Source organism: Cyanobium sp. NIES-981, assembly GCF_900088535.1.
Classification (GTDB): Bacteria; Cyanobacteriota; Cyanobacteriia; order PCC-6307; family Cyanobiaceae; genus NIES-981.
On the sequence record NZ_LT578417.1, the window covers coordinates 2,719,553 to 2,739,819 of the forward strand.

22 protein-coding genes and 1 tRNA gene are annotated in these 20,267 nt (G+C 70.8%); 9 read left to right on the forward strand and 14 right to left on the reverse strand.

Features of this window, described 5'->3' with window-relative positions; translation table 11 throughout:
- The first annotated feature begins 748 nt into the window (after nt 1–748).
- On the forward strand, nt 749–1,939 hold the full coding sequence (locus CBM981_RS13625) for a class I SAM-dependent RNA methyltransferase (protein WP_369801704.1): 1,191 nt from the start codon (nt 749–751) through the stop codon (nt 1,937–1,939).
- Nucleotides 1,940–1,965: 26 nt separating this feature from the next.
- Here the strand turns inward: CBM981_RS13625 and CBM981_RS13630 are convergent, their stop codons facing one another.
- Entirely contained in the window at nt 1,966–2,358 is a 393-nt protein-coding gene (locus CBM981_RS13630; protein WP_087068840.1) for a phage holin family protein, read from the reverse strand.
- Entirely contained in the window at nt 2,355–2,807 is a 453-nt protein-coding gene (locus tag CBM981_RS13635; protein ID WP_087068841.1) for a DUF883 family protein, read from the reverse strand. The genes CBM981_RS13630 and CBM981_RS13635 overlap by 4 nt, the downstream gene beginning before the upstream one ends.
- A 111-nt stretch (nt 2,808–2,918) precedes the next feature.
- Between CBM981_RS13635 and smc the strand changes: the two genes are divergently transcribed.
- Together smc and CBM981_RS13645 are read left to right on the forward strand one after the other, a co-directional pair.
- Nucleotides 2,919–6,539: a chromosome segregation protein SMC gene (smc, locus tag CBM981_RS13640; RefSeq protein ID WP_087068842.1), complete on the forward strand. Its 3,621-nt coding sequence runs from the start codon at nt 2,919–2,921 to the stop codon at nt 6,537–6,539.
- A gap of 42 nt (nt 6,540–6,581) precedes the next feature.
- Complete coding sequence (locus tag CBM981_RS13645) at nt 6,582–7,682, forward strand: PRC-barrel domain-containing protein (protein ID WP_087068843.1); 1,101 nt, start codon at nt 6,582–6,584, stop codon at nt 7,680–7,682.
- A gap of 24 nt (nt 7,683–7,706) precedes the next feature.
- Here CBM981_RS13645 and msrB read toward each other — a convergent pair whose 3' ends face one another.
- From msrB to CBM981_RS13660, 3 genes are all read right to left on the reverse strand, one after another.
- Nucleotides 7,707–8,147 (reverse strand): peptide-methionine (R)-S-oxide reductase MsrB, encoded by a 441-nt coding sequence (gene msrB, locus CBM981_RS13650; protein ID WP_225867409.1) that lies wholly within the window; start codon nt 8,145–8,147, stop codon nt 7,707–7,709.
- 24 nt (nt 8,148–8,171) lie between these two features.
- Nucleotides 8,172–9,476, reverse strand: a complete 1,305-nt coding sequence (locus CBM981_RS13655; protein WP_087068844.1) for a glycosyl transferase — start codon at nt 9,474–9,476, stop codon at nt 8,172–8,174.
- Nucleotides 9,477–9,505: 29 nt separating this feature from the next.
- A tRNA-Leu gene (locus CBM981_RS13660) sits at nt 9,506–9,587 on the reverse strand.
- Between the two features lie 173 nt (nt 9,588–9,760).
- On the opposite strand from CBM981_RS13660, the gene accC reads away from it, so the two are divergent.
- The gene (gene accC / locus CBM981_RS13665; RefSeq protein ID WP_087068845.1) at nt 9,761–11,113 is read left to right on the forward strand and encodes an acetyl-CoA carboxylase biotin carboxylase subunit; all 1,353 of its coding nucleotides are present in this window, start codon (nt 9,761–9,763) and stop codon (nt 11,111–11,113) included.
- Nucleotides 11,114–11,118: 5 nt separating this feature from the next.
- Here the strand turns inward: accC and CBM981_RS13670 are convergent, their stop codons facing one another.
- The gene (locus CBM981_RS13670) at nt 11,119–11,436 is read right to left on the reverse strand and encodes a YggT family protein (RefSeq protein ID WP_087068846.1); all 318 of its coding nucleotides are present in this window, start codon (nt 11,434–11,436) and stop codon (nt 11,119–11,121) included.
- 89 nt (nt 11,437–11,525) lie between these two features.
- Between CBM981_RS13670 and psbX the strand changes: the two genes are divergently transcribed.
- The 4 genes from psbX to CBM981_RS13690 all read left to right on the forward strand — a co-directional run bounded on the left by psbX (nt 11,526) and on the right by CBM981_RS13690 (nt 13,733).
- Nucleotides 11,526–11,648 (forward strand): photosystem II reaction center X protein, encoded by a 123-nt coding sequence (gene psbX / locus CBM981_RS13675; RefSeq protein ID WP_087068847.1) that lies wholly within the window; start codon nt 11,526–11,528, stop codon nt 11,646–11,648.
- Nucleotides 11,649–11,755: 107 nt separating this feature from the next.
- Nucleotides 11,756–12,667 carry a Ycf66 family protein gene (locus CBM981_RS13680; protein WP_087068848.1) on the forward strand — a complete coding sequence of 304 codons (912 nt, stop codon included), beginning with the start codon at nt 11,756–11,758 and terminating at the stop codon, nt 12,665–12,667.
- 95 nt (nt 12,668–12,762) lie between these two features.
- Nucleotides 12,763–13,227: a Tol biopolymer transporter periplasmic protein gene (locus CBM981_RS13685; RefSeq protein ID WP_225867410.1), complete on the forward strand. Its 465-nt coding sequence runs from the start codon at nt 12,763–12,765 to the stop codon at nt 13,225–13,227.
- Entirely contained in the window at nt 13,227–13,733 is a 507-nt protein-coding gene (locus CBM981_RS13690; protein ID WP_087068850.1) for a hypothetical protein, read from the forward strand. Before CBM981_RS13685 ends, CBM981_RS13690 begins: the two co-directional genes overlap by 1 nt.
- A 13-nt stretch (nt 13,734–13,746) precedes the next feature.
- On the opposite strand, the gene CBM981_RS13695 is transcribed toward CBM981_RS13690, so the two are convergent.
- Genes CBM981_RS13695 through CBM981_RS13705 form a run of 3 tightly spaced genes read right to left on the reverse strand, consistent with a single transcriptional unit; the run spans nt 13,747 to nt 16,419 of the window.
- The gene (locus CBM981_RS13695) at nt 13,747–13,959 is read right to left on the reverse strand and encodes a chlorophyll a/b-binding protein (RefSeq protein WP_087068851.1); all 213 of its coding nucleotides are present in this window, start codon (nt 13,957–13,959) and stop codon (nt 13,747–13,749) included.
- 26 nt (nt 13,960–13,985) lie between these two features.
- Nucleotides 13,986–16,016, reverse strand: coding sequence for an ABC transporter ATP-binding protein/permease (locus CBM981_RS13700; RefSeq protein WP_087068852.1), 2,031 nt, complete (start codon nt 16,014–16,016; stop codon nt 13,986–13,988).
- Nucleotides 16,017–16,056: 40 nt separating this feature from the next.
- Complete coding sequence (locus CBM981_RS13705; RefSeq protein WP_087068853.1) at nt 16,057–16,419, reverse strand: histidine triad nucleotide-binding protein; 363 nt, start codon at nt 16,417–16,419, stop codon at nt 16,057–16,059.
- 103 nt (nt 16,420–16,522) lie between these two features.
- Between CBM981_RS13705 and CBM981_RS13710 the strand changes: the two genes are divergently transcribed.
- Nucleotides 16,523–18,064 carry a YifB family Mg chelatase-like AAA ATPase gene (locus CBM981_RS13710; protein ID WP_087069452.1) on the forward strand — a complete coding sequence of 514 codons (1,542 nt, stop codon included), beginning with the start codon at nt 16,523–16,525 and terminating at the stop codon, nt 18,062–18,064.
- Nucleotides 18,065–18,088: 24 nt separating this feature from the next.
- On the opposite strand, the gene CBM981_RS13715 is transcribed toward CBM981_RS13710, so the two are convergent.
- The 5 genes from CBM981_RS13715 to def form a co-directional block, all read right to left on the reverse strand.
- Entirely contained in the window at nt 18,089–18,286 is a 198-nt protein-coding gene (locus CBM981_RS13715; RefSeq protein WP_087068854.1) for a hypothetical protein, read from the reverse strand.
- Between the two features lie 109 nt (nt 18,287–18,395).
- The gene (rpsU, locus tag CBM981_RS13720) at nt 18,396–18,566 is read right to left on the reverse strand and encodes a 30S ribosomal protein S21 (RefSeq protein ID WP_006172073.1); all 171 of its coding nucleotides are present in this window, start codon (nt 18,564–18,566) and stop codon (nt 18,396–18,398) included.
- A 62-nt stretch (nt 18,567–18,628) separates the two neighbouring features.
- On the reverse strand, nt 18,629–19,333 hold the full coding sequence (locus CBM981_RS13725; protein WP_087068855.1) for a DUF3747 domain-containing protein: 705 nt from the start codon (nt 19,331–19,333) through the stop codon (nt 18,629–18,631).
- 68 nt (nt 19,334–19,401) lie between these two features.
- Nucleotides 19,402–19,602 (reverse strand): hypothetical protein, encoded by a 201-nt coding sequence (locus tag CBM981_RS13730; RefSeq protein WP_006909426.1) that lies wholly within the window; start codon nt 19,600–19,602, stop codon nt 19,402–19,404.
- Nucleotides 19,603–19,606: 4 nt separating this feature from the next.
- A complete protein-coding gene (gene def / locus CBM981_RS13735) occupies nt 19,607–20,212 on the reverse strand; it encodes a peptide deformylase (protein WP_087068856.1) in 606 nt (201 codons plus the stop codon).
- Nucleotides 20,213–20,267: the final 55 nt, after the last annotated feature.

Genomic DNA, 20,267 nt, shown 5'->3' on the forward strand with positions numbered 1-20,267 from the left:
CATACCAATCCATCCCCCACCATCACAGCATCGAGATGGATACGCGGTGTTGTTCAGCGTGCTGTGGACCGGCAATATGCCGAAGCTGCCTGATCAGAACTTTCCGGCCCGCAGCTCTACTCCTGGATTGCCTCCTGAAAGCCCATTCACGGAATGCCGCGGCCTGTGATCGTGTGCACCATCGGGGTCTCGCTTCCAGGGGTCCATCAACCAGACCAGAGCGGGAGCGCCCTCGAATACTCGGGCTGGCCCCTTCCCTTTCACCTCCCCATCCCGGACCCACCGCAAGGCAGTCGACCCTGGCCCAAAGGGTGGCGACTGCAGCCGCTTTTCCACACGGCTTGCGCAGGGCTTTCACACAGTGACTCACCCACGCCGTGGCGACACCCACAGGACCCCAGTCCCAGACACGTGAAAGGGGCCCTTCCAGGCCCCATGGGTCATTTGGGTGATAAGGCTGACCTCACCCCATCTCCCTTAGAGATGTCAGGCGGCCACGGGGGCAGCTTGACGGGAGAAACGAACGATGTTGTTCGCTGTTACGGGTTTGCTCTTACCGAGCAGGCTTCAGTCACCCTCCTCATGCCCCGTCGAAACCATTGCAGCCCCTTGTGGGTTCCGCCCGAGGGCGGAAATGGAGCTGAGCGGAATCGAACCGCTGTCCGAAACACTGGTGTGAGCCACCTAGTCCGGCCGAAACCGGACTCCGTCATTGTGGCAGCAGCCAGTCACCGGTGCAGGGGTGGGCATCACCGAACCACAGTCCGCCGGGTCCTCCGCCGGCACGCCCATCCACGCCATCGCGGTGGTGCCGCCGGGGCTGGAGCAACCGGCGGCCGAGGAGCTCGCCGCCCTCGGCTGTGACGGCGTGGCCCCGCTGCGGCGTGCGGTGCGCTGCGACACCGACCTGGCCGGCCTCTACCGGCTGCATCTGCAGGCCCGGCTGCCGTTCCGGCTGCTGCGTCAGCTGGCCAGCTTTCCCTGCCGCGGCCGCGACGACCTCTACAGCGGCGTGCAGCAGGCCGTGGACTGGGCCACCTGGCTGCCGCCCCGTGCCAGCTTCCGCGTGGATGTGAGCGGCACCGCCCCGGGGCTGAACCACAGCCACTACAGCGCCCTGCAGGTGAAGAACGCCCTGGTGGACCTGCAGCGCCAGCGGTGGGGGCAGCGCTCCTCGATCGACCTCGACTCCCCTGACCTCAGCCTGCACCTGCACCTGGGCGGCGGCCTGGCCAGCCTCAGCGTGGACGGCAGCGGCAGCAGCCTGCACCGCCGCGGCTACCGCGCCGCCATGGGCCTGGCACCGCTGAAGGAAAACCTGGCCGCCGGCCTGATCGCCCTCACCGGCTGGAACGGCTCCGTGCCCCTGGCCGATCCCCTCTGCGGCAGCGGCACCCTGCTGATCGAAGCCGCCTGCGCCGCCCTCGGCCGGGCCCCGGGTCTCGGCCCGGATGGCCCCCGGCCGTTCGCCCTGCAGCGCTGGCCCGACTTCCAGCCCGCTCTCTGGCAGGAGCAGGTGGACGCCGCCGCGGCCCTGGCACGCCAGGACCTGCCGGACGGCCAGCCCCTGGCCCCCGTGCTGGGCATGGAGCAGGATCCGGCCGTGCTGGCCCAGGCCCGCGCCAATGCGGAGGCCGCCGGCGTGGCGGATTGGATCGATCTGCGCGGCGGCGACTGCCGCGATTTCGTGCCGCCGCCGCAGCCGGGCGTGCTGGTGTGCAACCCGCCCTACGGCGAGCGCCTGGGCGAGGCGGCCGAGCTGGAGAGCCTCTACGCCGACCTGGGCCGCATGGTGAAGGAGCGCTGCAGCGGCTGGAGCCTGTGGCTGCTCAGCGGCAACCCCGAGCTCACCGGTGCCCTGCGGATGAAGGCCAGCCGGCGCATCCCGGTGAGCAACGGCGGCATCGACTGCCGCTGGCTCCACTACCAGATCCGCTGATCTGACGCCCGGTTGACCAGGCACTGTCAGCGGCCCAACAGGGCGCGGGTGGTCTTGGTGAGGCCGGCGGTGGTCTGGGGCAGGTAGGGGCCCTTGAGCAGACCACCGCCAATGCGCAGAAACACCCCGGCCACCACCACGTTGAGGCTGGCCACCGCCAGGGTGCTGTGGATCCAGCTGAGGCTGACCCCCTCATGCAGCCAGAGGAGCAGCGCCACCTCCGCCGCGATCAGGGCCAGCAGCATCATGGTGAGCCCGCCGCTGAGCAGCAGGGCGCCGCTGATCAGCCGCCGCTTCTCGTGGTCGGCCTCCTGCAGCGCGATGCGCACGTGCAGGTCCATCACCGAACTCAGCAGGGCGCCGACCCGCCCCATCGCCTCACGGGCCTTGCCGCCACTCTCGCGCCGCTGCTGGCTCATGCCGAGCGACGGCCGGAGGACAGCAGCAGGCCCACCAGCACACCCACACCGGCTGCAATGCCGATCGCCATCAGCGGCCGCTCCCGCACCGGCTTCTCGATGCGGGGCCGCAGGGTGGCGTTGAGGTCATCGAGCACCCCCTCCAGCTGCTTCTCCAGGGGGGCCAGATGATCGGCGATGCGGCTGGTCTGGGCGCCAGCCACATCGAGCAGCTCCACCAGCTGGTGCTTCACCAGGGTCACCGTGCGGCCGGTCTGGGAGGCGATCACCTCGGCCACCTCATCGAAGCTGCCGCGCGTGGCCTCCAGGGTCTGGCGGGCCACCTGGGGCCACTCGCGCTGGATCGTGGGCAGGAGGGCATCGAAGCGTTCGCGGAACGTGTCCTGGTGCTGCTCCGGCTCCGGTGCCTGGGCTTCGGAGGTTCGGTCCTGGGGCGGGGTGCTCGTCATCGGGATACGGGGCGGCGGGGCCTGGCATGGGGTCGTCTGTCTTCAACCTAAGAACAGGGTTGAGCTTCCGGAACCCTCCGCTACATTTCGGGGGCTCGGCGCACGGGCCTGTTGGTCTTCATCAATCAGGTCGAGCTCACCCACTTCAAATCGTTCGGCGGATCGATGACGATCCCGCTCGAGCCTGGCTTCACGGTGGTGACCGGGCCGAACGGCTCGGGGAAGAGCAACATCCTGGACGCCGTGCTCTTCTGCCTGGGTCTGGCCAGCAGCCGGGGCATGCGGGCCGAGCGCCTGCCCGACCTGATCAACAGCGCCATGCTCCGGGCGGGGCGGGCCGCCGAAACCACGGTGAGTGTGCGCTTTGACCTGGGCGACTGGCAGCCGGACGAGGCCGAAGCCGGCCTGGAAGCCCCGGAGGAGGGCCCATGGATCCGACCGGGCCAGCGCAGCTGGACCGTGAGCCGGCGCCTGCGGGTGGCTCCTGGAGGCACCTACGCCAGCAGCTACACCGCCGATGGGGTGCCCTGCAACCTGCAGCAGCTGCAGACCCAGCTGCGGCGCCTGCGGGTGGATCCCGAGGGCAGCAACGTGGTGATGCAGGGCGATGTGACCCGCATCGTGTCGATGAGTGCCCGCGACCGGCGCGGCGTCATCGACGAGCTGGCCGGCGTGGCCCTGTTCGACAGCCGCATCGAACAGACCCGCTTCAAGCTCGACGATGTGCAGGACCGCCAGGAGCGCTGCTCGATCGTGCAGCAGGAGCTGCTGGCCAACCGCCAGAAGCTGGAGCGCGACTGCGCCAAGGCCCGCACGTACCAGTCCCTGCGCGAGCGTCTGCACCTGGGGCGCCTGCAGGAGCAGGTGCTGGCTTTTGAAGCGGCCGAGGCCGGCCTGCGGGCCCTGGTGAGCCGGCAGGACGCGCTCGGACGGCAGCAGCTGCAGGAGCGGGAGGCGATCGCCGCGGCCGAGGCCGCCGTGGAAGCCGGCGGCAGAGCCCTGGAGCAGCTGCAGGCCGAGGTGAAGGCCCTCGGGGAGGATCAGCTGCTGGCGGTGCAGGCCGAACTCGCCGGCCTGGAGGCGGGCAGCCGCGAACTGGCCCGGCAGGCCGAGAAGCACCAGCTGCAGGCCGAAGATCTGCAGCGCCAGCGGCAGGAGCTGGCCCGCAGCCGGGGGGAGCTGCAGCAGGAGCAGCAGCGGCTGGAGGCCGCCGGCGACCAGGCCGAGCTCGATGCGGCCGAAGCTGCCTGCCGCGCCGCCGAGGCCGCGGTGGAGCTCTCCCGCCGGCGCCTCGGCGAGGTGGCCGGGCGCTCGGGCAGCTGGATGGAGGAGCAGAAACGCCGCAGCCTGCGGCGCCAGGAGCTCGCCTCCCGCCTCAGCCCCCTGGAGGCCGAGCGGCAGCAGCTGGCCGAGCGGCTGCGCCAGAACCAGGAGCGCCTGGCGGAGCTGCTCGCCGAAGAGCAGCGGGAGGGCAGCAGCCAGGCCAGCGCCCAGCAGGAGCTGGAGCAGGCCGAGGCGGAATGGCAGCAGCTCACCAGCTCCTGCGCAAGCCGCCAGGCGCAGCTGCAGGAGCTGGCCGAGGCCTATGCCCTGCAGCAGCGCACCCGCCAGCGGCTGGACCAGGAGCAGGTGCAGCTCGAGCGCGAGATCGCCCGGCTCGACAGCCGCCGGGAAACGCTGCAGGAGAGCCGCGGCACCGGGGCCCTGCGGGTGCTGCTGGAGGCCGGCCTGGAGGGGATCCATGGTCCCGTGGCCCAGCTCGGCGAGGTGGAGGAGCGGCACCGCACCGCCCTGGAGGTGGCGGCCGGAGCCCGCCTCGGCCAGGTGGTGGTGGACGACGACCGCATCGCCGCCCGCGCCATCGAGCTGCTGAAGCAGCGCCGCGCCGGACGCCTCACCTTCCTGCCGCTCAACCGCATCCGCTCCCCCGGCGGCAGCCAGGCAGCCAGCGGAGCCGCTGCCCTGCAGCGGGGCGGCGGCTCCGCGGACCGGGGCCAGGCGGGAGGCCTGGTGGGGCGGGCGGTGGACCTGGTGCGGCATGAGTCCGTCTACGCCGAGGTGTTCCGCTACGTGTTCGGCGACACCCTGGTGTTCAGCGACCTCACCAGTGCGCGCCGCGAGCTGGGCCGCTGCCGGGCGGTGACCCTCGAGGGCGAGCTGCTGGAGAAGAGCGGCGCCATGACCGGCGGCAGCCTGCAGCAGCGGGGCAACCAGCTGGGCTTCGGCCGCAGCCAGGAGGGCGACGAGGCCGAGCCGTTGCGCCGCCGCCTGCTGGAGCTGGGCGAGAGCCTGGTGGCCTGCCGGCGCCGTGAAGCCCAGCTGGGTCAGCAACTCGAGGAGCTGCGGCCCCAGCTGCAGCAGCTGCAGCAACGGCTCGCCGCCCTTGAAGCCCAGCGCGGCGGCGCCCGCAAGGCCCTGGCCCCGCAGCTGCAGCGCCAACACCTGCTCAAGGAGCGGCTGGCCCAGCTGCACCACGTGCTCAGCACCGACCAGCTGCGGCAGCAGGAGCTCTCGCAGCAGCTGGAGCCCCTGCAGCAGGAGCTCGCCGCCCTCCACCAGGAGGAGGCCGGAGCCCAGGCGTCCGGCGATGCGGCCCGCTGGCAGGGTCTGCAACAGGAGCTCGAGGCCGCCGACCAGTCCCTGGTGGCCGCACGCCAGCAGCGCGACGGCCTGCTGGCGGCCCGCCGGGACAGGGCGCTGGCGGTGGAGCGGCTGCGCAACCAGCTCGAGGCCCTGGGCGGCGAGGAGCAGCGGCTGATCGCCGCGGTGAACGCCCTGGTGCTCGAACGGACCCAGTGGAAGGAGCGCCATCAGGCCGAGCAGGAGCGCCGCGCCGCCCTCGAACGGCAGCAGGCCGAGCTGCAGACCCGCTTCGGCGAGCGGCGCCGGGCCCGCGATGCCGCCGAGGCCGCCCTGGCCGGGCAGCGCCAGGCGCTGCAGCAGCGCCAGTGGGAGTTGCAGCGTCTGGCCGAGGAGCTGCAGGGGCTGGCCGAGCAGCAGCGCAGCGATCAGCTGCGGCTGGAGCAGCTGCAGCGGGACCTGCCCGATCCCCTGCCGGAGATCCCGCAGGAGGTGCGCGACAACGGCCTCGAGGCCCTGGCCGCGGACCTGCGCAGCCTGCAGGCCCGGATGGAGGCACTGGAGCCGGTGAACATGCTGGCGCTCGAGGAGCTCGAGCAGCTGGAAGGCCGCCTGGCGGAGCTGGAGAACCGCCTCGAGGTGCTCAGCAGCGAGCGGGAGGAGCTGCTGCTGCGCATCGAAACCGTGGCCACGCTGCGGCAGGAGGCCTTCCTTGAAGCCTTCACCGCCGTGGATGGCCACTTCCGCGAGATCTTCGCGGAGCTCTCCGAGGGCGAGGGCCATCTGCAGCTGGAGAATCCCGAGGCTCCGCTCGACGGCGGCCTCACCCTGGTGGCCCATCCCAAGGGGAAGGCCGTGCGTCGGCTGGCGGCCATGAGCGGGGGGGAGAAGTCGCTCACGGCCCTGAGCTTCCTGTTCGCCCTGCAGCGCTTCCGGCCGTCGCCCTTCTACGCCCTCGACGAGGTGGACAGCTTTCTCGATGGGGTGAACGTGGAGCGGCTGGCCGGCCTGATCGCCCGCCAGGCCGATCAGGCCCAGTTCATGGTGGTGAGTCACCGGCGGCCGATGATCGCCGCCGCCACCCGCACCATCGGCGTGACCCAGGCCCGCGGAGCCCACACCCAGGTGGTGGGATTACCGCCGGCCGCCTGATGGCCGCCCCCGCCACACCGCCTGCTGGGTGAGAATGCGCCGATGACGACCACACCACCGCCGGGCAGCGATCCCGCCGCCACCCCCAGTGATCGCCTCTGGCTGCGCTCGGAGCTGATGGGCACCCAGGTGATCACCCGGGACACCGGCCGCCGGCTGGGTGTGGTGGGCGAAGTGGTGGTGGACATCGACCGCCGCGAGGTGATCGCCCTCGGCCTGCGGGACAACCCCCTCACCCGCTTTCTGCCGGGGCTGCCGCGCTGGATGCCGCTCGACCGCATCCGCCAGGTGGGTGATGTGATTCTGGTGGATTCGGCCGATTCCCTGGCGGAAGGGTTCAGCCCGGAGAGTTACAGCAAGGTGATCAACTGCGATGTGGTCACCGAGGCCGGCCAGCAGCTCGGCAAGGTGCTGGGATTCAGCTTCGACATCGAAACCGGGGAGCTCACCACCCTGGTGCTCGGTGCCCTGGGCGTGCCCCTGCTCGGGGAGGGAGTGCTGAGCACCTGGGAACTGCCCGTGGTGGAGGTGGTGAGCAGCGGTCCGGACCGGATCATCGTGTACGAGGGGGCCGAGGACAAGCTCAAGCAGCTGGGCACCGGCCTGCTGGAGAAGCTCGGCATTGGCGGCGCCAGCTGGGAGCAGGAGGAACGGGAGCGGTTTCGCGGAACCGCGGTGCCGGTGGAGAACCAGCTGGCGCCAGGCATGCCCAGCCTGCAGGAGCAGCGCCGGATCCAGCCCGCGGCCACCCAGGCCCTCCTGCCGGACGAGGAACTCGACTACGTGGAGGTGGAACAGCGGCGCGAGCGGGCTCCGCTGCGCCAGCGCCGCTACCTCGATGAGGAGGAGCGCTTCAACGATGACCGCTTCGCCGATGAGCGCTTCACGGGCGAGCGCTACGGCGAAGAACGTGAACCGATGGAAGAACCGGTCCCACCGCGGCAACGGGACATCTCACGGACGGGATCCAGGGAGGAGTGGTCCGAGCGCTACCGAACGGACCCCGACCGGTATGACCGTCCGCCAGCAGGGGCCGGCAACCGTGAGCCACGCCGTTACGACCAGCTCCGTCGCCCCGCCGGCGGTGCAGTCAACCCCGAACCGCTCGACGTGGATGCAGAGGATTTCGGCGACCCCTGGTGAAGCCGCCGGCGGGGGGTGCCTGGATCAGCTGGGCTTGAAGTCCAGTGAGGCGGAGTTCACGCAGTAGCGCTGACCCGTGGGGGCCGGGCCATCCCCGAACACGTGGCCCAGGTGGGCATCGCAGTTGGCGCAGCGGATCTCGGTGCGCACCATGCCGTGGCTGCGGTCCACCAGGGTGGTGATGGCCTCCGGCTTCGCCCCATCCCAGAAGCTGGGCCAGCCGGTGCCGGACTCGAACTTGGTGGCACTGCTGAACAGCTCGGCACCGCAGCAGATGCAGTGGTACATCCCACTGCCCTTGTGGTTCCAGTAGGCGCCGGTGAAGGCCCGCTCGGTGCCCCCCTGGCGCGCCACCCGGAACTGCTCCGGGGTGAGCTTCTGGCGCCACTGCTCCTCGCTGGCATCGCGGGCCAGCCCGCTGTCGAGCCCACAGGCGGAACTCTGGGGATCACGGATCTCCGACATGGCGGCAGGGCATCTGGAGTGAGCCTAGGAATCGGGATGGCCATCGGCGGAGCTGGCGGGCAGCAGCTCCTCCACCAGATCGGTGAGGGCCGCCACGGCCCCAGGCTGCCCCCGCAGGCTGTGGAGGTCGTCCCGCATCCCCTGCAGGCGGCCCGGTGCAGCCAGCCAGTCCGCCGCCTCGGCGGCGATCTGTGCCGGCGTGATCGGCCCCACCCGCTCGGGCACCACCGCCCGCCCGGCGCTGATGTTGGGAGAGGCCAGATAGCCCCTGTGGCGCAGCCTCCAGAGGGTGAGCACCACCCCGAAGCACCAGCGCAGCAGCGGCAGCCTGCCCAGCAGACCCGCCAGGCCATCCCAGGCCTGCATCACGTGCAGATGCTGCGTGGGCACGAGCACCAGCATCGGCACCCCGAGGGCCGCCAGCTCGGCGGTGTTGGCCCCCACCGTGGTGAGGGCCAGGGCGCACTGGCTCAGCACGGCATGGGCGGGGCTGCGGCGCTCCAGCTGAATGCGCGTGCCGGCCTGGCTGATCAGGGCGTCGCCGGCGGGGGACAGCTGCGGCAGCCCGCCGCCGTACTGGGCCGCGATCGGGTTGGCCGGTCCCGCCTGGCGCAGCAGGTCGGCCACGCTGGTGGTGGGGGCCAGGGGCAGCAGGAAGCGGCAACCGGGGCGCAGGGAGGCCAGGCGGTCGGCCGTCTCCAGCAGGAACGGCACCCCCACGCGCAGCTTGGCGGGCTTGGAGCCCGGCAGCAGCGCCACCCACTCCCCCGGTGGCAGGGGCTGCTCACTGCGGGCCGATTCGGAGAGGTCGGCCATCAGATCCCCCACCATGCGGGAGCGGGACCGCCAGCGGGCCGGCAGCCGGGCCGCCGCCCCGGGCCCCATCACCGCGATGCGGTCGTTCCAGCGGGGCCAGCGGGCCACCCATTCCGCGTAGGTGAGGTGGCGATAACCCAGCCGGGCCGAGAGCAGCACACTCCAGAACTGGTCGCCGCCGAGGAACACCACCACCCCCTGCCGCGGCCAGGGGCCGAAGCGCCGCGGCCTCAGCAGCAGCGGCCAGAAGCGGCTGGCGGGGGTGATCCGCTCGAACAGTCCCCAGGGGGCGGCGGCCCGGTGCTCGCGGCCGGTGCCGTTGGGGCAGGGCACCAGCACCAGATAGAGGGCGCAGAAACTGCGGGCGCGACCGGCGGCCTCCAGGCGGCGCTGGAGGCACTGGGCCACCGGCCGCACCCAGGTGGAGAGCTCACCCGGGCCGTTGCTGACCAGCACGATCCCGGCCTGGGGAACGGGGTCCGGCGTCGCGGTGTGGGGCTGCACCGCGTGCACCGGACCAGAAGGAGAGAGCCAGAAAAAAGTGCGGATGGCGAGACTTGAACTCGCAAGGCCGAAGCCACACGCCCCTCAAACGTGCGTGTCTACCAATTCCACCACATCCGCATGATGCAACGGCTGGGCGCGGGCCCCTCCGGGTGGTTCGGTGGATCCCTGCGGACCACCGGGCCAGCAATATACCCATCGCCGGTCCCGCGCACCGCCCCGGGTTCCCCTCCGGCCGCTGCGGTGAGCACTGATACAGTCCGGCCTGGCCTGTACCAGCTGAGCTGCTGCGGATGTCCATCGGCAAATTGCTGATCGCCAACCGCGGCGAAATCGCCCTGCGCATCCTGCGCACCTGCCGCGAACTGGGCATCCCCACGGTGGCCGTGTACAGCACGGTGGACCGCAACGCCCTGCATGTGCAGCTGGCCGATGAGGCGGTGTGCGTGGGCGAGGCGCCCAGCTCCAAGAGCTACCTCAACATCCCCAACATCCTGGCGGCGGCCACCTCCCGGGGAGCTGACGCCATCCATCCGGGCTACGGCTTCCTGGCGGAGAACGACCGCTTCGCCGAGATCTGCGCCGACCACGGCCTCACCTTCGTGGGCCCCTCGCCGGAGGCGATCCGGGCGATGGGCGACAAGTCGACGGCCAAGGCCACGATGCAGCGGGTGGGCGTGCCCACCATTCCCGGCAGTGAGGGGCTGCTGACCTCTCCGGAGCAGGCCGCCGGCCTGGCCGCCTCCATGGGCTACCCGGTGATGATCAAGGCCACCGCCGGAGGGGGCGGCCGCGGCATGCGCCTGGTGCCCGGCCCGGAGCAGCTGGAGGGCCTGTTCAGGGCGGCCCAGGGTGAGGCGGAGGCCGCCTTCGGCAACCCCGGCCTCTACATGGAGAAGTTCATCGACCGGCCCCGCCACGTGGAGGTGCAGGTGCTGGCCGATCGCCACGGCAACGTGGTGCACCTGGGGGAGCGCGACTGCTCGATCCAGCGGCGCCATCAGAAGCTGCTCGAGGAAGCGCCCAGCGTGGCCATCGACGCCGATCTGCGCCGGCAGATGGGGGACGCCGCCGTGGCCGCCGCCCGCACCATCGGCTACGAGGGGGCGGGCACGGTGGAGTTCCTGGTGGATCGCTCCGGCAGCTTCTACTTCATGGAGATGAACACCCGCATCCAGGTGGAGCATCCCGTCACCGAGGTTGTGACCGGTGTCGACCTGATCGCCGAGCAGTTGCGGATCGCCGGCGGCGAGCCGATCTCGGTGAAACAGGAGGACATCCAGCTGCGGGGCCACGCCATCGAGGTGCGGATCAACGCCGAGGATCCGCGGCAGAACTTCCGGCCAGCCCCCGGCAAGATCACCGGCTGGCTGCCCCCCGGCGGCCCGGGCGTCCGGGTGGACAGCCACGTGTACACCGGCTACGAGATCCCGCCCTTCTACGACTCCCTGATCGGCAAGCTGATCGTGTGGGGCGTGGACCGCGACCACGCCCTGCGGCGCCTGCACCGGGCCCTCTCCGAATGCGCCGTCACCGGCATTCCCACAACGATCGACTTCCACCTGCAGCTGCTGGAGCGGCCGGAGTTCCAGGCTGGGGATGTGCACACCAAGTTCGTGGAGCAGGAGATGCTGCCCCTGACCTAGGGGCCCTAGGCCAGCAGGGACTGGCGCATCACCTGGGTCACCAGACCCTGCTGGCCCACCAGCAGCTCCCGCAGCAGGCTGATCAGTCCCACCCAGATGACCGGGGTCACATCCACGCCGCCGATGGGCTGGATGAGCCGACGGGTCGGCGCCAGCAGCGGCTCGGTGGGTGCCCCGATCAGGCGCATGGCCCCCTGGCTCAGGTCGACCTGCGGGTACCAGGTGAGCACGATGCGGAAGAGGAACAGCAGGGTCCAGAGGGCCAGCACCAGCCCCAGCAGCAGGTGCGCCCAGGCCAGGGGGGAAGCGGGAAGCGCCGTCACAAAGCTCTAAGCAGGGGCCCCTTCAGCGTAGGAAGCAGCCGCTGCTGCCTAGGATCTGCCGACGCTTAACGCCGACCCGCGGCCGCACCATGACTCCTTCCCTCGCGAACTTCCTGAGCAGCCTCGTCTGGGGCGCCGTGATCGTGGTGGTGCCGATCTCGATCGGCCTGGTGCTGATCAGCCAGAACGACCAGGTGGATCGCCGCCTCTGAGCCGATCTCCGGCCCTGCCCGCATCGCCGAGGCAAGGCCGGCTCCCCGGGTCCGGCCCTCACTCAGCTCGCCTGCCTACAGTGCCCCCAGCACCAGGATGAGATTCCGTGGTTAACGCCAGCCTCAACTGGGCCAGCATCGTGGGCATCGTGCTGGCCGTGGGCGGAGCTCTGCTCTACTTCATGCGCAGCTTCAAGCCGGCGCTGGCCCGCGATTACGACGTGTTCTTCGCCGCCGTGGGCCTGCTCTGCGGCGGCATTCTCTTCTTCCAGGGCTGGCGCCTCGATCCCATCCTGCAGTTCGGCCAGTTCCTGCTGGCCGGCACCACGGTGTTCTTCGCCTACGAAAGCGTTCGGCTGCGCGGGGTCACCACCGAGCAGGCCCGTCGCTCCTCCTATTTCGACGACGACGAGCCGGCCCCCGCCGGCCCTTACAGGCCCCGCATGGGCGGACGGAGCTGGGACGAACCCGAGCGCGAACGCTTCGACGAACCCGAGCCCCTGCGCCGGCGCATCCCCAGCCGGGAGCCCGACGACGAGTTCTACCGGATGCGCCGCTCCAGCCGTGCCGCCATCCCCGAGCGGGCCGCCAGCCGCAGGGACGAGCCACCGGGGTGGGACAGCAGCACCTCCGCTGCCGAACCCAGCCGCTACTCGGCCGGCGGCAGCCGGACCTCCAGCGATTTCGGCACCCGCCGGCGCGAGCGTGAGAACCAGCCGGAGCCCCGGCGTGGATCCCGTCCCACGGCTGCCGCGGAGGCCCCACCCCGCTCCAGCCGCCGCCCCCCCTTCGGTGGGGGCGGTGCCGCCCCTGCCGCCGGGCCCGGGCCCGACCGCGCCGGCATTCCCCAGGGAACCCCGATCCGCTCCGGCGGCGCCGCTGGGCCCCGCCCTTCGGCGCCGATCAGCGACGCCGACTACAGCCCGATCGGCTCCAACCGGCCGGTGCCACCGGCCGGCGTGCCCCAGGATCCGCCCCGGTCACGGCCACGGGACAACGCCTCCCGCTTCGACGACTGAGCCCGCCCACCTGGCTCCCGCTGCTGCTGCTGAGCCTGGGTCCTGGCCTGGCGGGGTGCAGCTCGGGCTGGCTGGGGGGCCGTCAGGCCGCCCCGGTGGGCTTCACGGCGAGCAGCAACCGGCTGGATCCCGCCCTCAGCGGCAATGGCCGCTACCTCGCCTCGGTGCTGGAGAGCGGCGGCAAGGCCCGCCTCGTTCTGCAGGAGCAGCCCGGCGGCGCCGTGGTGCCGCTGCGCCACTGGCGCGGCCGTGAACCCCACAGCTCCCCCGCCCTGAGCTGGAGTGGCCGCTATGTGGCCGGCCTGGTCCAGGAGGGGCCCCAGCGGCTGGCGCTGCTGGAGGACCGACTGACCGGCCGGCTGCTGCGCCTGCGGCTGCCGGGCCAGGGATCACCGGTGCGGCTGAGCCTGGCCCCTGATGCCAGCCGTCTGGCCATCCAGCTGGTGAGCCAGGGCCAGTGGCAGGTGGAGGTGCTGGACCTCAGCGGTGTACTGGAACCGGATCCCCCAGCCGGCAGCGGTGCCGTGGGTGGCGGGCTGGGCCCGGGGAGCCGCAGCTGATGGCGCGCCACGCCGTCAGGCGGTGGGCCTGGGCCCTGGGCCTCACGGCACTGCCGGTTCTGCTGGCGGGGTGCCTGGGCCTGGGGAACCAGCCCCGACCGGACGGTGCCCTCAGCCGCCAGCTGGCGCAGCTGGGCAGCCAGCGTGACCCCTCCCTGGGCGACACCTGGCTGGCGTTGATCAACGGCAGCGGCGGCCGGGAGCGGGTGATCCTGATCGACCTGCGCAACCGCCGGCCGGTCGCGCTGCCTGGCCTGAACCGGCCCGATGCCCAGCCGATCAGCGTGTCCGTCGACAGCCGCGGCGATCAGCTGGCCCTGGTGCGTCAGCTGGAGGGCCGCACCGAGCTGGTGCTGTACCGCCGCTCCAGCCAGGGCTTGCGGCCGATCCCCATGGTGCCCGCAGGGGTGCCACGTCAGGTGCAGGTGCGCGCCGATGGGCGGCAGCTGGCCGTGCAGGTGAGCCGCAACGGGCTCTGGCAGATCGACCTGATCCCGCTGCCCTGAAGGACCCTGCCCCTCAGGGCACCAGGCCGGCCCAGTGGAGGAAAGTGTCTCTGCTGAGCGCCTCGATCAGCAGCAGCGCCACGAAACCCACCATGGCGAACCTGCCATTGACCCGCTCGGCGTAGGCACTCCAGCCGAAGGCCGGCACATCGGCGGTGGTGGCACTGGTGCCGGGGGCGGGAGCGGCAGCCGCCGCGGGGGCGGGGGTGGCGTCGGCGGAACTCATCAGCGCAGGTCTCCAGGAAGATCCGCTCAGGCGGAGTGGCCAACGTCATAGCTGGCCGCCGGCAACAGCCGCCAGCCGCCCTGCCCATCGAGCTCGAGCACGGTGTCGTGGAAGGCGGTGAGGGTGGGCCGGTGGCCGACGCTGACGAAGGCCATGTCCCGCTCCAGAAGCAGCTGGTAGAGGTGGCGCTCCGTGGCCACGTCCAGGGCGCTGGTGGCCTCGTCGAGCACCACGAAGCGGGGGCCGTTGAGCAGCAGCCGCGCGAACGCCAGCCGCTGCTGCTCCCCCAGGGAGAGCAGGCGGGGCCAGTCCTGCTTGATGTCCAGATCCGGATAGCGGTGCACCAGATCGGGCAGGCGCACCCGCTCCAGCACGTGGCGCAGCTGCTCGTCGCTGAAGCGGCTGGGGGGCAGCGGATAGCAGAGCTGTTCCCGCAGGCTGCCCAGCAGCATGTAGGGCTTCTGGGGGATGAACAGCAGCTCCCCTTCCGGCGGGCGCTGCACACTGCCGGAAACCGCGGGCCAGAGCCCGCTCACCAGCCGCAGAAACGATGTCTTGCCGCAACCGGACGGCCCCACCACCAGCAGGCGCTGATCGCGGTCGATCTCCAGGCTGAGGTCCCGGATCAGGGTGCGGTTCGAGCGCGGCGGCACCAGATCCACGTGGCTGACCAGAATCGCGTTGCTGGGAACCGCCTCAGGCTGGCGAGGCGGCATGACCACGCCGTTGGCGTGACCGGCACCGGTGCTGGCGCCACTGCCTGCGCCACCGCTGGCGCCACTGATCTCATCCACCTTGCCCTGGAAGCCTTCCAGACGACTGATCGAGGCCGAGAACGAAGCGAGCCTGTCGATGTTGTTGACGATGTAACTGACCGAGAACAACACCTGGGAAAAGGCGATGCTGGCCTGTCCGAACACACCGAAATCAACTTCCTTGGCGAAGTAGATCGGGGCGATCACCAACCAGGGAAGAAAGCGTGAGAAGTAGTCGTAGGAGCGCTGGATCACGCTGATCAGCGCCTCCCAGATGATCAGGCGATTGTAGTTGCGGATGGCCCCGCCCAGCCGGCGTTCCGCCTCCTTGGTCTCCTGCTTCTCGCCCCGGTAGAAGGCGATGGACTCGGCGTTGTCGCGGATGTGGACAAGGCCATAGCGGAAGTCGGCTTCGAGCTTGAGCTGCTGGTAGTTCAGGGCCACCAGCTTGCGGCTGGCAAAGATGATCACCGCCGTGCCACCCACGGAGTAGATCAACAGCCAGAGGGCCAGCTCGGTGCTGATGCTCCAGAGCACGAGGATGAAACTGAAGAAGGTGAGAAGAGCGGAGAGCACTTCCACCGTGACACTCAGACTGGTCGCGGTGAAACTGGCGGTGTCCTGGGAAATCCGCTGATCCGGGTTATCGATCTCCTCAGCAGACTCATCGTTGGGGTTGAGGATGTAATAGGCCCGGTTGGAGAGGTAGCGCGTGAGCAGGCGGCCGCTCAACCACTCGCGCCACAGCAGGCCCAGCCGGGGGATCAGGTAACTCTGCATCGCCCGGATCGGCAGGGCCAGCACCAGGCAGAAGGCATAGATGCCGACAATCTTCCAGAAGTTGTCCTGGTCGTAGGCAACCAGGGAATTATCGACGTTGCGTGCGATGTAGCTGATGCCCACATTGATCCCGTTGATCACAAGGATCAGCAGGATGATCACGCCCAGCAACACCCAGGGCAGCCACCGACCCTGACGCAGTTTCCCCCGGAAGGCGGCGAAACAACCCAGGCCCGCCGCCATCAACACCATCACAGTGAGGCCGATCGGGCTGCCCCAGATGGCCCCCACTTGCTCGGGCACTCCCGGCAGGAAGCGGCTGCGCAACTCCGGGATCAGGGCACCGGAGAGGGCGACAGCACCGGTGAGGAGAAGCAGGGTGAGGCCCACCACCACCACCAGCAGGGCCACCACCAGCAGCAGGAACTGCCAGCTGCGCGTGTCCTCCACCGGCAGGAAGTAGGGCTGCGCCAGCCGCTGCAACTTGCCCAGCTGACGGCGAAGGGCCTGGAAGGGGGTCATGGAGCCGTACGGATCCAGGCATTGTGACTGGTCTGGGGGCTCAGCCGGGCGGCCAGGTCAGGGGCCTTCCCCCGATCACGTGGACATGCAGATGGAACACGGTCTGACCGGCAGCCGCGCCGCTGTTGATCACGGTGCGGAAAGCCTCCAGCCCCTGCTGCCGCGCCACCGAGGCCGCCACCAGCAGCAGGTGGCCGAGCAGGGCGGCATCCTCGGGCTGGGCTTCGGCCAGGCTCGGGATCGGCCGGCGGGGAATCACCAGGATGTGCACCGGTGCCTGGGGCGCCACATCGCGGAAGGCCAGGCAGTGCTCATCCGCGTGCACCTGATCACAGGGGATCTCCCCCCGCAGGATCCGCCCGAAGATCGTGTCCTGGGAAGGGTCGGGGACAGCAGGCGACATCGGTAGCGGGGCAGCGGCGGTGGCGGTGGTGGCGGCGGTGGGGGGCCTGCCCAGGCCGCCTGGGACAGCCGTGGCACTGGACAGGCAGACGACCACCCCGGCGATGTTGGCACGCTGCACCAGTGCGGCCCTGCGTGGCCTGGAAGCCCACCAGGTGACGGTGGAGGTGGACATCGGCCCCGGCCTGCCGGCTCTCCAGATGGTGGGACTGGCGGATGCGGCGGTGCAGGAATCGCGGGAGCGGGTGCGCTCCGCCCTGCGGCACAGCGGCTTCCGCGTGCCCCTCAGCCGGGTGGTGGTGAACCTGGCCCCGGCGGATCTGCCCAAGCAGGGCCCGGGCCTCGACCTGCCGATCGCCCTCGGGCTGCTGCTGGCCAGTGGCCAGCTCGAGCCGGCGGCCCTCGAGGGAGTGTGGAGCCTGGGGGAACTGGGCCTCGACGGGCGCCTGCGGCCGGTGCGGGGCCTGCTGAGCGTGGCCCTCAAGGCCCAGGAGGCCGGAGCCCGGGGGCTGCTGGTGCCGGCCGGGAATGCGGCCGAGGCGGCCCTGGTGAGCGGGCTGTGCACGTGGGCAGCCGGGAGCCTGGCCGAGGCGGTGCAGCTGCTGGGCCAACCGGATCCGCCTGCGGCCAGGCCCGCCGCCCCTGAAGCCCAGGCCCCATTCCAGGGTGGGACCGATCTGGCGGAGGTGCAGGGACAGGGGCACGGGCGCAGGGCCCTGGAGATCGCCGCGGCCGGCGGCCATCACCTGCTGCTGGTGGGCCCGCCGGGGAGCGGCAAGACGATGCTGGCCCGCTGCCTGGCCGGGCTGCTGCCGCCGTTGCGGCACAGCGAGGCGCTCGAACTCACCCGGATCCAGTCCGTGGCGGGCCTGCTGCCGGCGGGGGTGGGTCTGGTCCGGGCGCGGCCCTTCCGCAGCCCGCACCACAGCTGCTCCGGGGCCGCCCTGGTGGGCGGTGGCGCCAATCCCCGCCCCGGCGAACTGGCCCTGGCCCATCACGGTGTGCTGTTCCTCGACGAACTCACGGAATTCCGCCGGGAGGTGCTCGACCTGTTGCGCCAGCCCCTCGAGAGCGGTGAGATCTGGATCCACCGGGCGCGCCACAGCGCCCGGTTTCCCTGCACCATCAGCCTGGTGGCGGCCACGAATCCCTGCAGCTGCGGCTGGTTCGGCGATCCGGAACGGGAGTGCAGCTGCGGCGAGGCGGCGCGCCTCCGCTACTGGAGCCGGCTGTCGGGGCCGCTGCTGGACCGGCTCGACCTGCAGGTGGTGATGCGTCGGCCGGATGCCGCCAGCCTCGGCGACGCCTACCGCCGCGCACCCGCCGCCGCAAACGAGGCGAGCGCCCAGGTGGCGGCCAGGGTGCAGGCGGCCCGCCGGCGCATGGCCCGGCGCAATCCCGGTGGGCTCGGCAACGGCCAGGTGCCCACCGCGGAGCTGCGCCCGGTGCTCCAGCTGGACGCCGACGCCCTGGAACTCTGGGAGGGGGCCCTGCGGCAGCGGCGGCTCACGGCCCGGGGCGGAGAGAGCCTGCTGCGGGTGGCTCGCACCATCGCCGACCTGCAGGGAGAGCAGACAATCGCCCCGGGGGCCGTGGCGGAGGCCCTCACCTACCGCAGCTTCGACGGCCTGGAGGGTGGCCCATGAAGCGCCACGGAACCGCCAGGAATCTCAGCGCGCCGCCCGGTAGGGACGATCGCAGTAGGGCTGGACGCCCACCAGCGGAGGCTGGAGCCGGCGCTCCTGCTCGGGGTTGCCCATGGCATGGATCAGGCTTTCACCGAACCAGGCCAGAAAATTGCCACCGAGCGCCAGCAGGGTGCCGATGCGGCCTGGGGCGAAACGGGCTGTGGATCGCAGGTCGTCCATGGCGGTCACCGGGAAGGTGGTTCCATCCTGGACCTGTCCAACGGTTTGGGGAACCGGTGTTTCTACCGGTTGAGCCCCGCCCCCAGACGGAGAAGGGAGCTCAAGCGGCTCAGCGGCGGCGGCGGCGCTGCTGGGCCTTGCGCTTGTACTTCTCAGTGGGGGTCTCGTGGTGACGCAGGCGCTTGAGATCCGCGAAGATGCCCGCCTTGGACACCTGGCGCTTGAAGCGGCGCAGCGCCGACTCGATTCCTTCGTTTTCGCCGACGGTGACCTGGGTCATGTAGCGGGATGACACGCACAGAGTTGGACACCATAGCAAGGCAGGCAGATGCCTCCCTCGGCTCAGCTGCCACTGGAGTCGGACACCGCTGGGGGGGCCGCCGGGCCGGGGCCTGGCTGGCCGGCCAGCTGATCAGGCCAGGTGTCCCGGTACAGGTACAGGTGGCCCAGGGTGCGGCCCTGGTAGGCGCGACGCTTGAGCTGCCAGCCGGATTCGAACACCAGCTGGAGGAAGCCGCTGCCTGGCCCCTGGGTGCGCGCCACGATCATCTCCGGGCCTGCGCCAGGTTTGGTCGGCACGGCAAGCAGCAGGTTGTCGTTCTGGCTGCGCACGACACTGAGGCGGTAGCTGGACCCCAGGTCGGTGGCGCCAACCCGCACCGAGTAGCCGTTCGCATCGAGAAAGCGACCGCAGATCCCGGTGAAATCAAAGGTGGACAGCAGCGGGTCAACCTGACCAGGCTGGGCCCCGTTCACCGCGAAACAGGGGCGGGTGTCGCGGATCTGCTCGTAGATGTTCAGCTGGGCCCGCTCCCCGTTGCCGATCGGCGCTGCCACCAGCAGGAAGCTCTGGGGTTTGAGATCGGAAGCCTCGAAGAGCCCTGAAGCCGCGGCGGGCTGGGCGGCGGCGCCGAGGGCCAGCAGCGACAGCAGCGCCAGGGAGCAGCGACGGGCCCGTCGTGTGGCCAGGGTGCCGGTCGCGCGGCGGGCCTGGAGAGGGTGCAGTGCGGAGAACTCCATCACGGCTCGGGCCAGAACGTTCGTCATGGTATGCAGCCGGAGCCCTCCAAGCCAGGGTGAAGGGCCAGAGGCCGGGCTGTTCGGGTGGGAGCGGATCAGGCCGCCGGCTTGTTGATCCGGATGGCCACCAGCAGCGTGGCCAGCGTTCCAGGGGCACACAGCCCCAGGATCCAGCGGGTGGTGGACACGCCCAGATCGGGATCGCCATAGGCGAGTTCGAACACCGAGCCCGTGGCCGCGATGCCCAGCAGACAGGCCAGGGCCAGGAAGACGCCGGCCAGGGGCTTCATCGGCATGGGTCTAGCGGATCGTGTGGACGGCGTTGCGGTCGAAGCCCTGCTGCTTCAGCTCTTCGTTGAGGCTCATCTCGTCGGTGACACGGTCCACGAACAGCACCCCATTGAGGTGGTCCATCTCGTGCTGGATGCAGCGCGCCAGCAGGCCGTCGGTGCGCAGCTTCTGGGGCCGGCCCATCTCATCGCGGAAGCTCACCTCCACCGCCGTGGGTCGCACCACGTTGAGGTACACGCCGGGAATGCTGAGGCACCCCTCCTCGTAGGTGTCGATGGCGGCGCCGTAGGAACGGATCTCGGGGTTGATCAGCACCATCGGCGGCGCGGCCGCATTGTCGGGATCCAGATCGATCACCAGCAGCTGCTTGTGCACCCCCACCTGGGGGGCGGCCAGGCCGATCCCCTTGGCGGTGTACATGCTGCGGAGCATGTCGCGGGCCAGCTCGCGCACCGATTCATCCACCTTGCTGATGCGCTTGGCGGGGGTGCGCAGCACGGCATCGCCCAGGGTGTGGATCTCCAGCGGGGGATGATCCAGCGCCTGCTTGGGCACCTGCACACTGCGGCTGCTGAGTTCCGCCGAGCGTGCCATCTGGGCGAAGCTGCGAGCCAACGATCGATTCCTGCCGGGTGATGCCAACTTTAGGGCGCTTCGCCCAGGCCCCGGC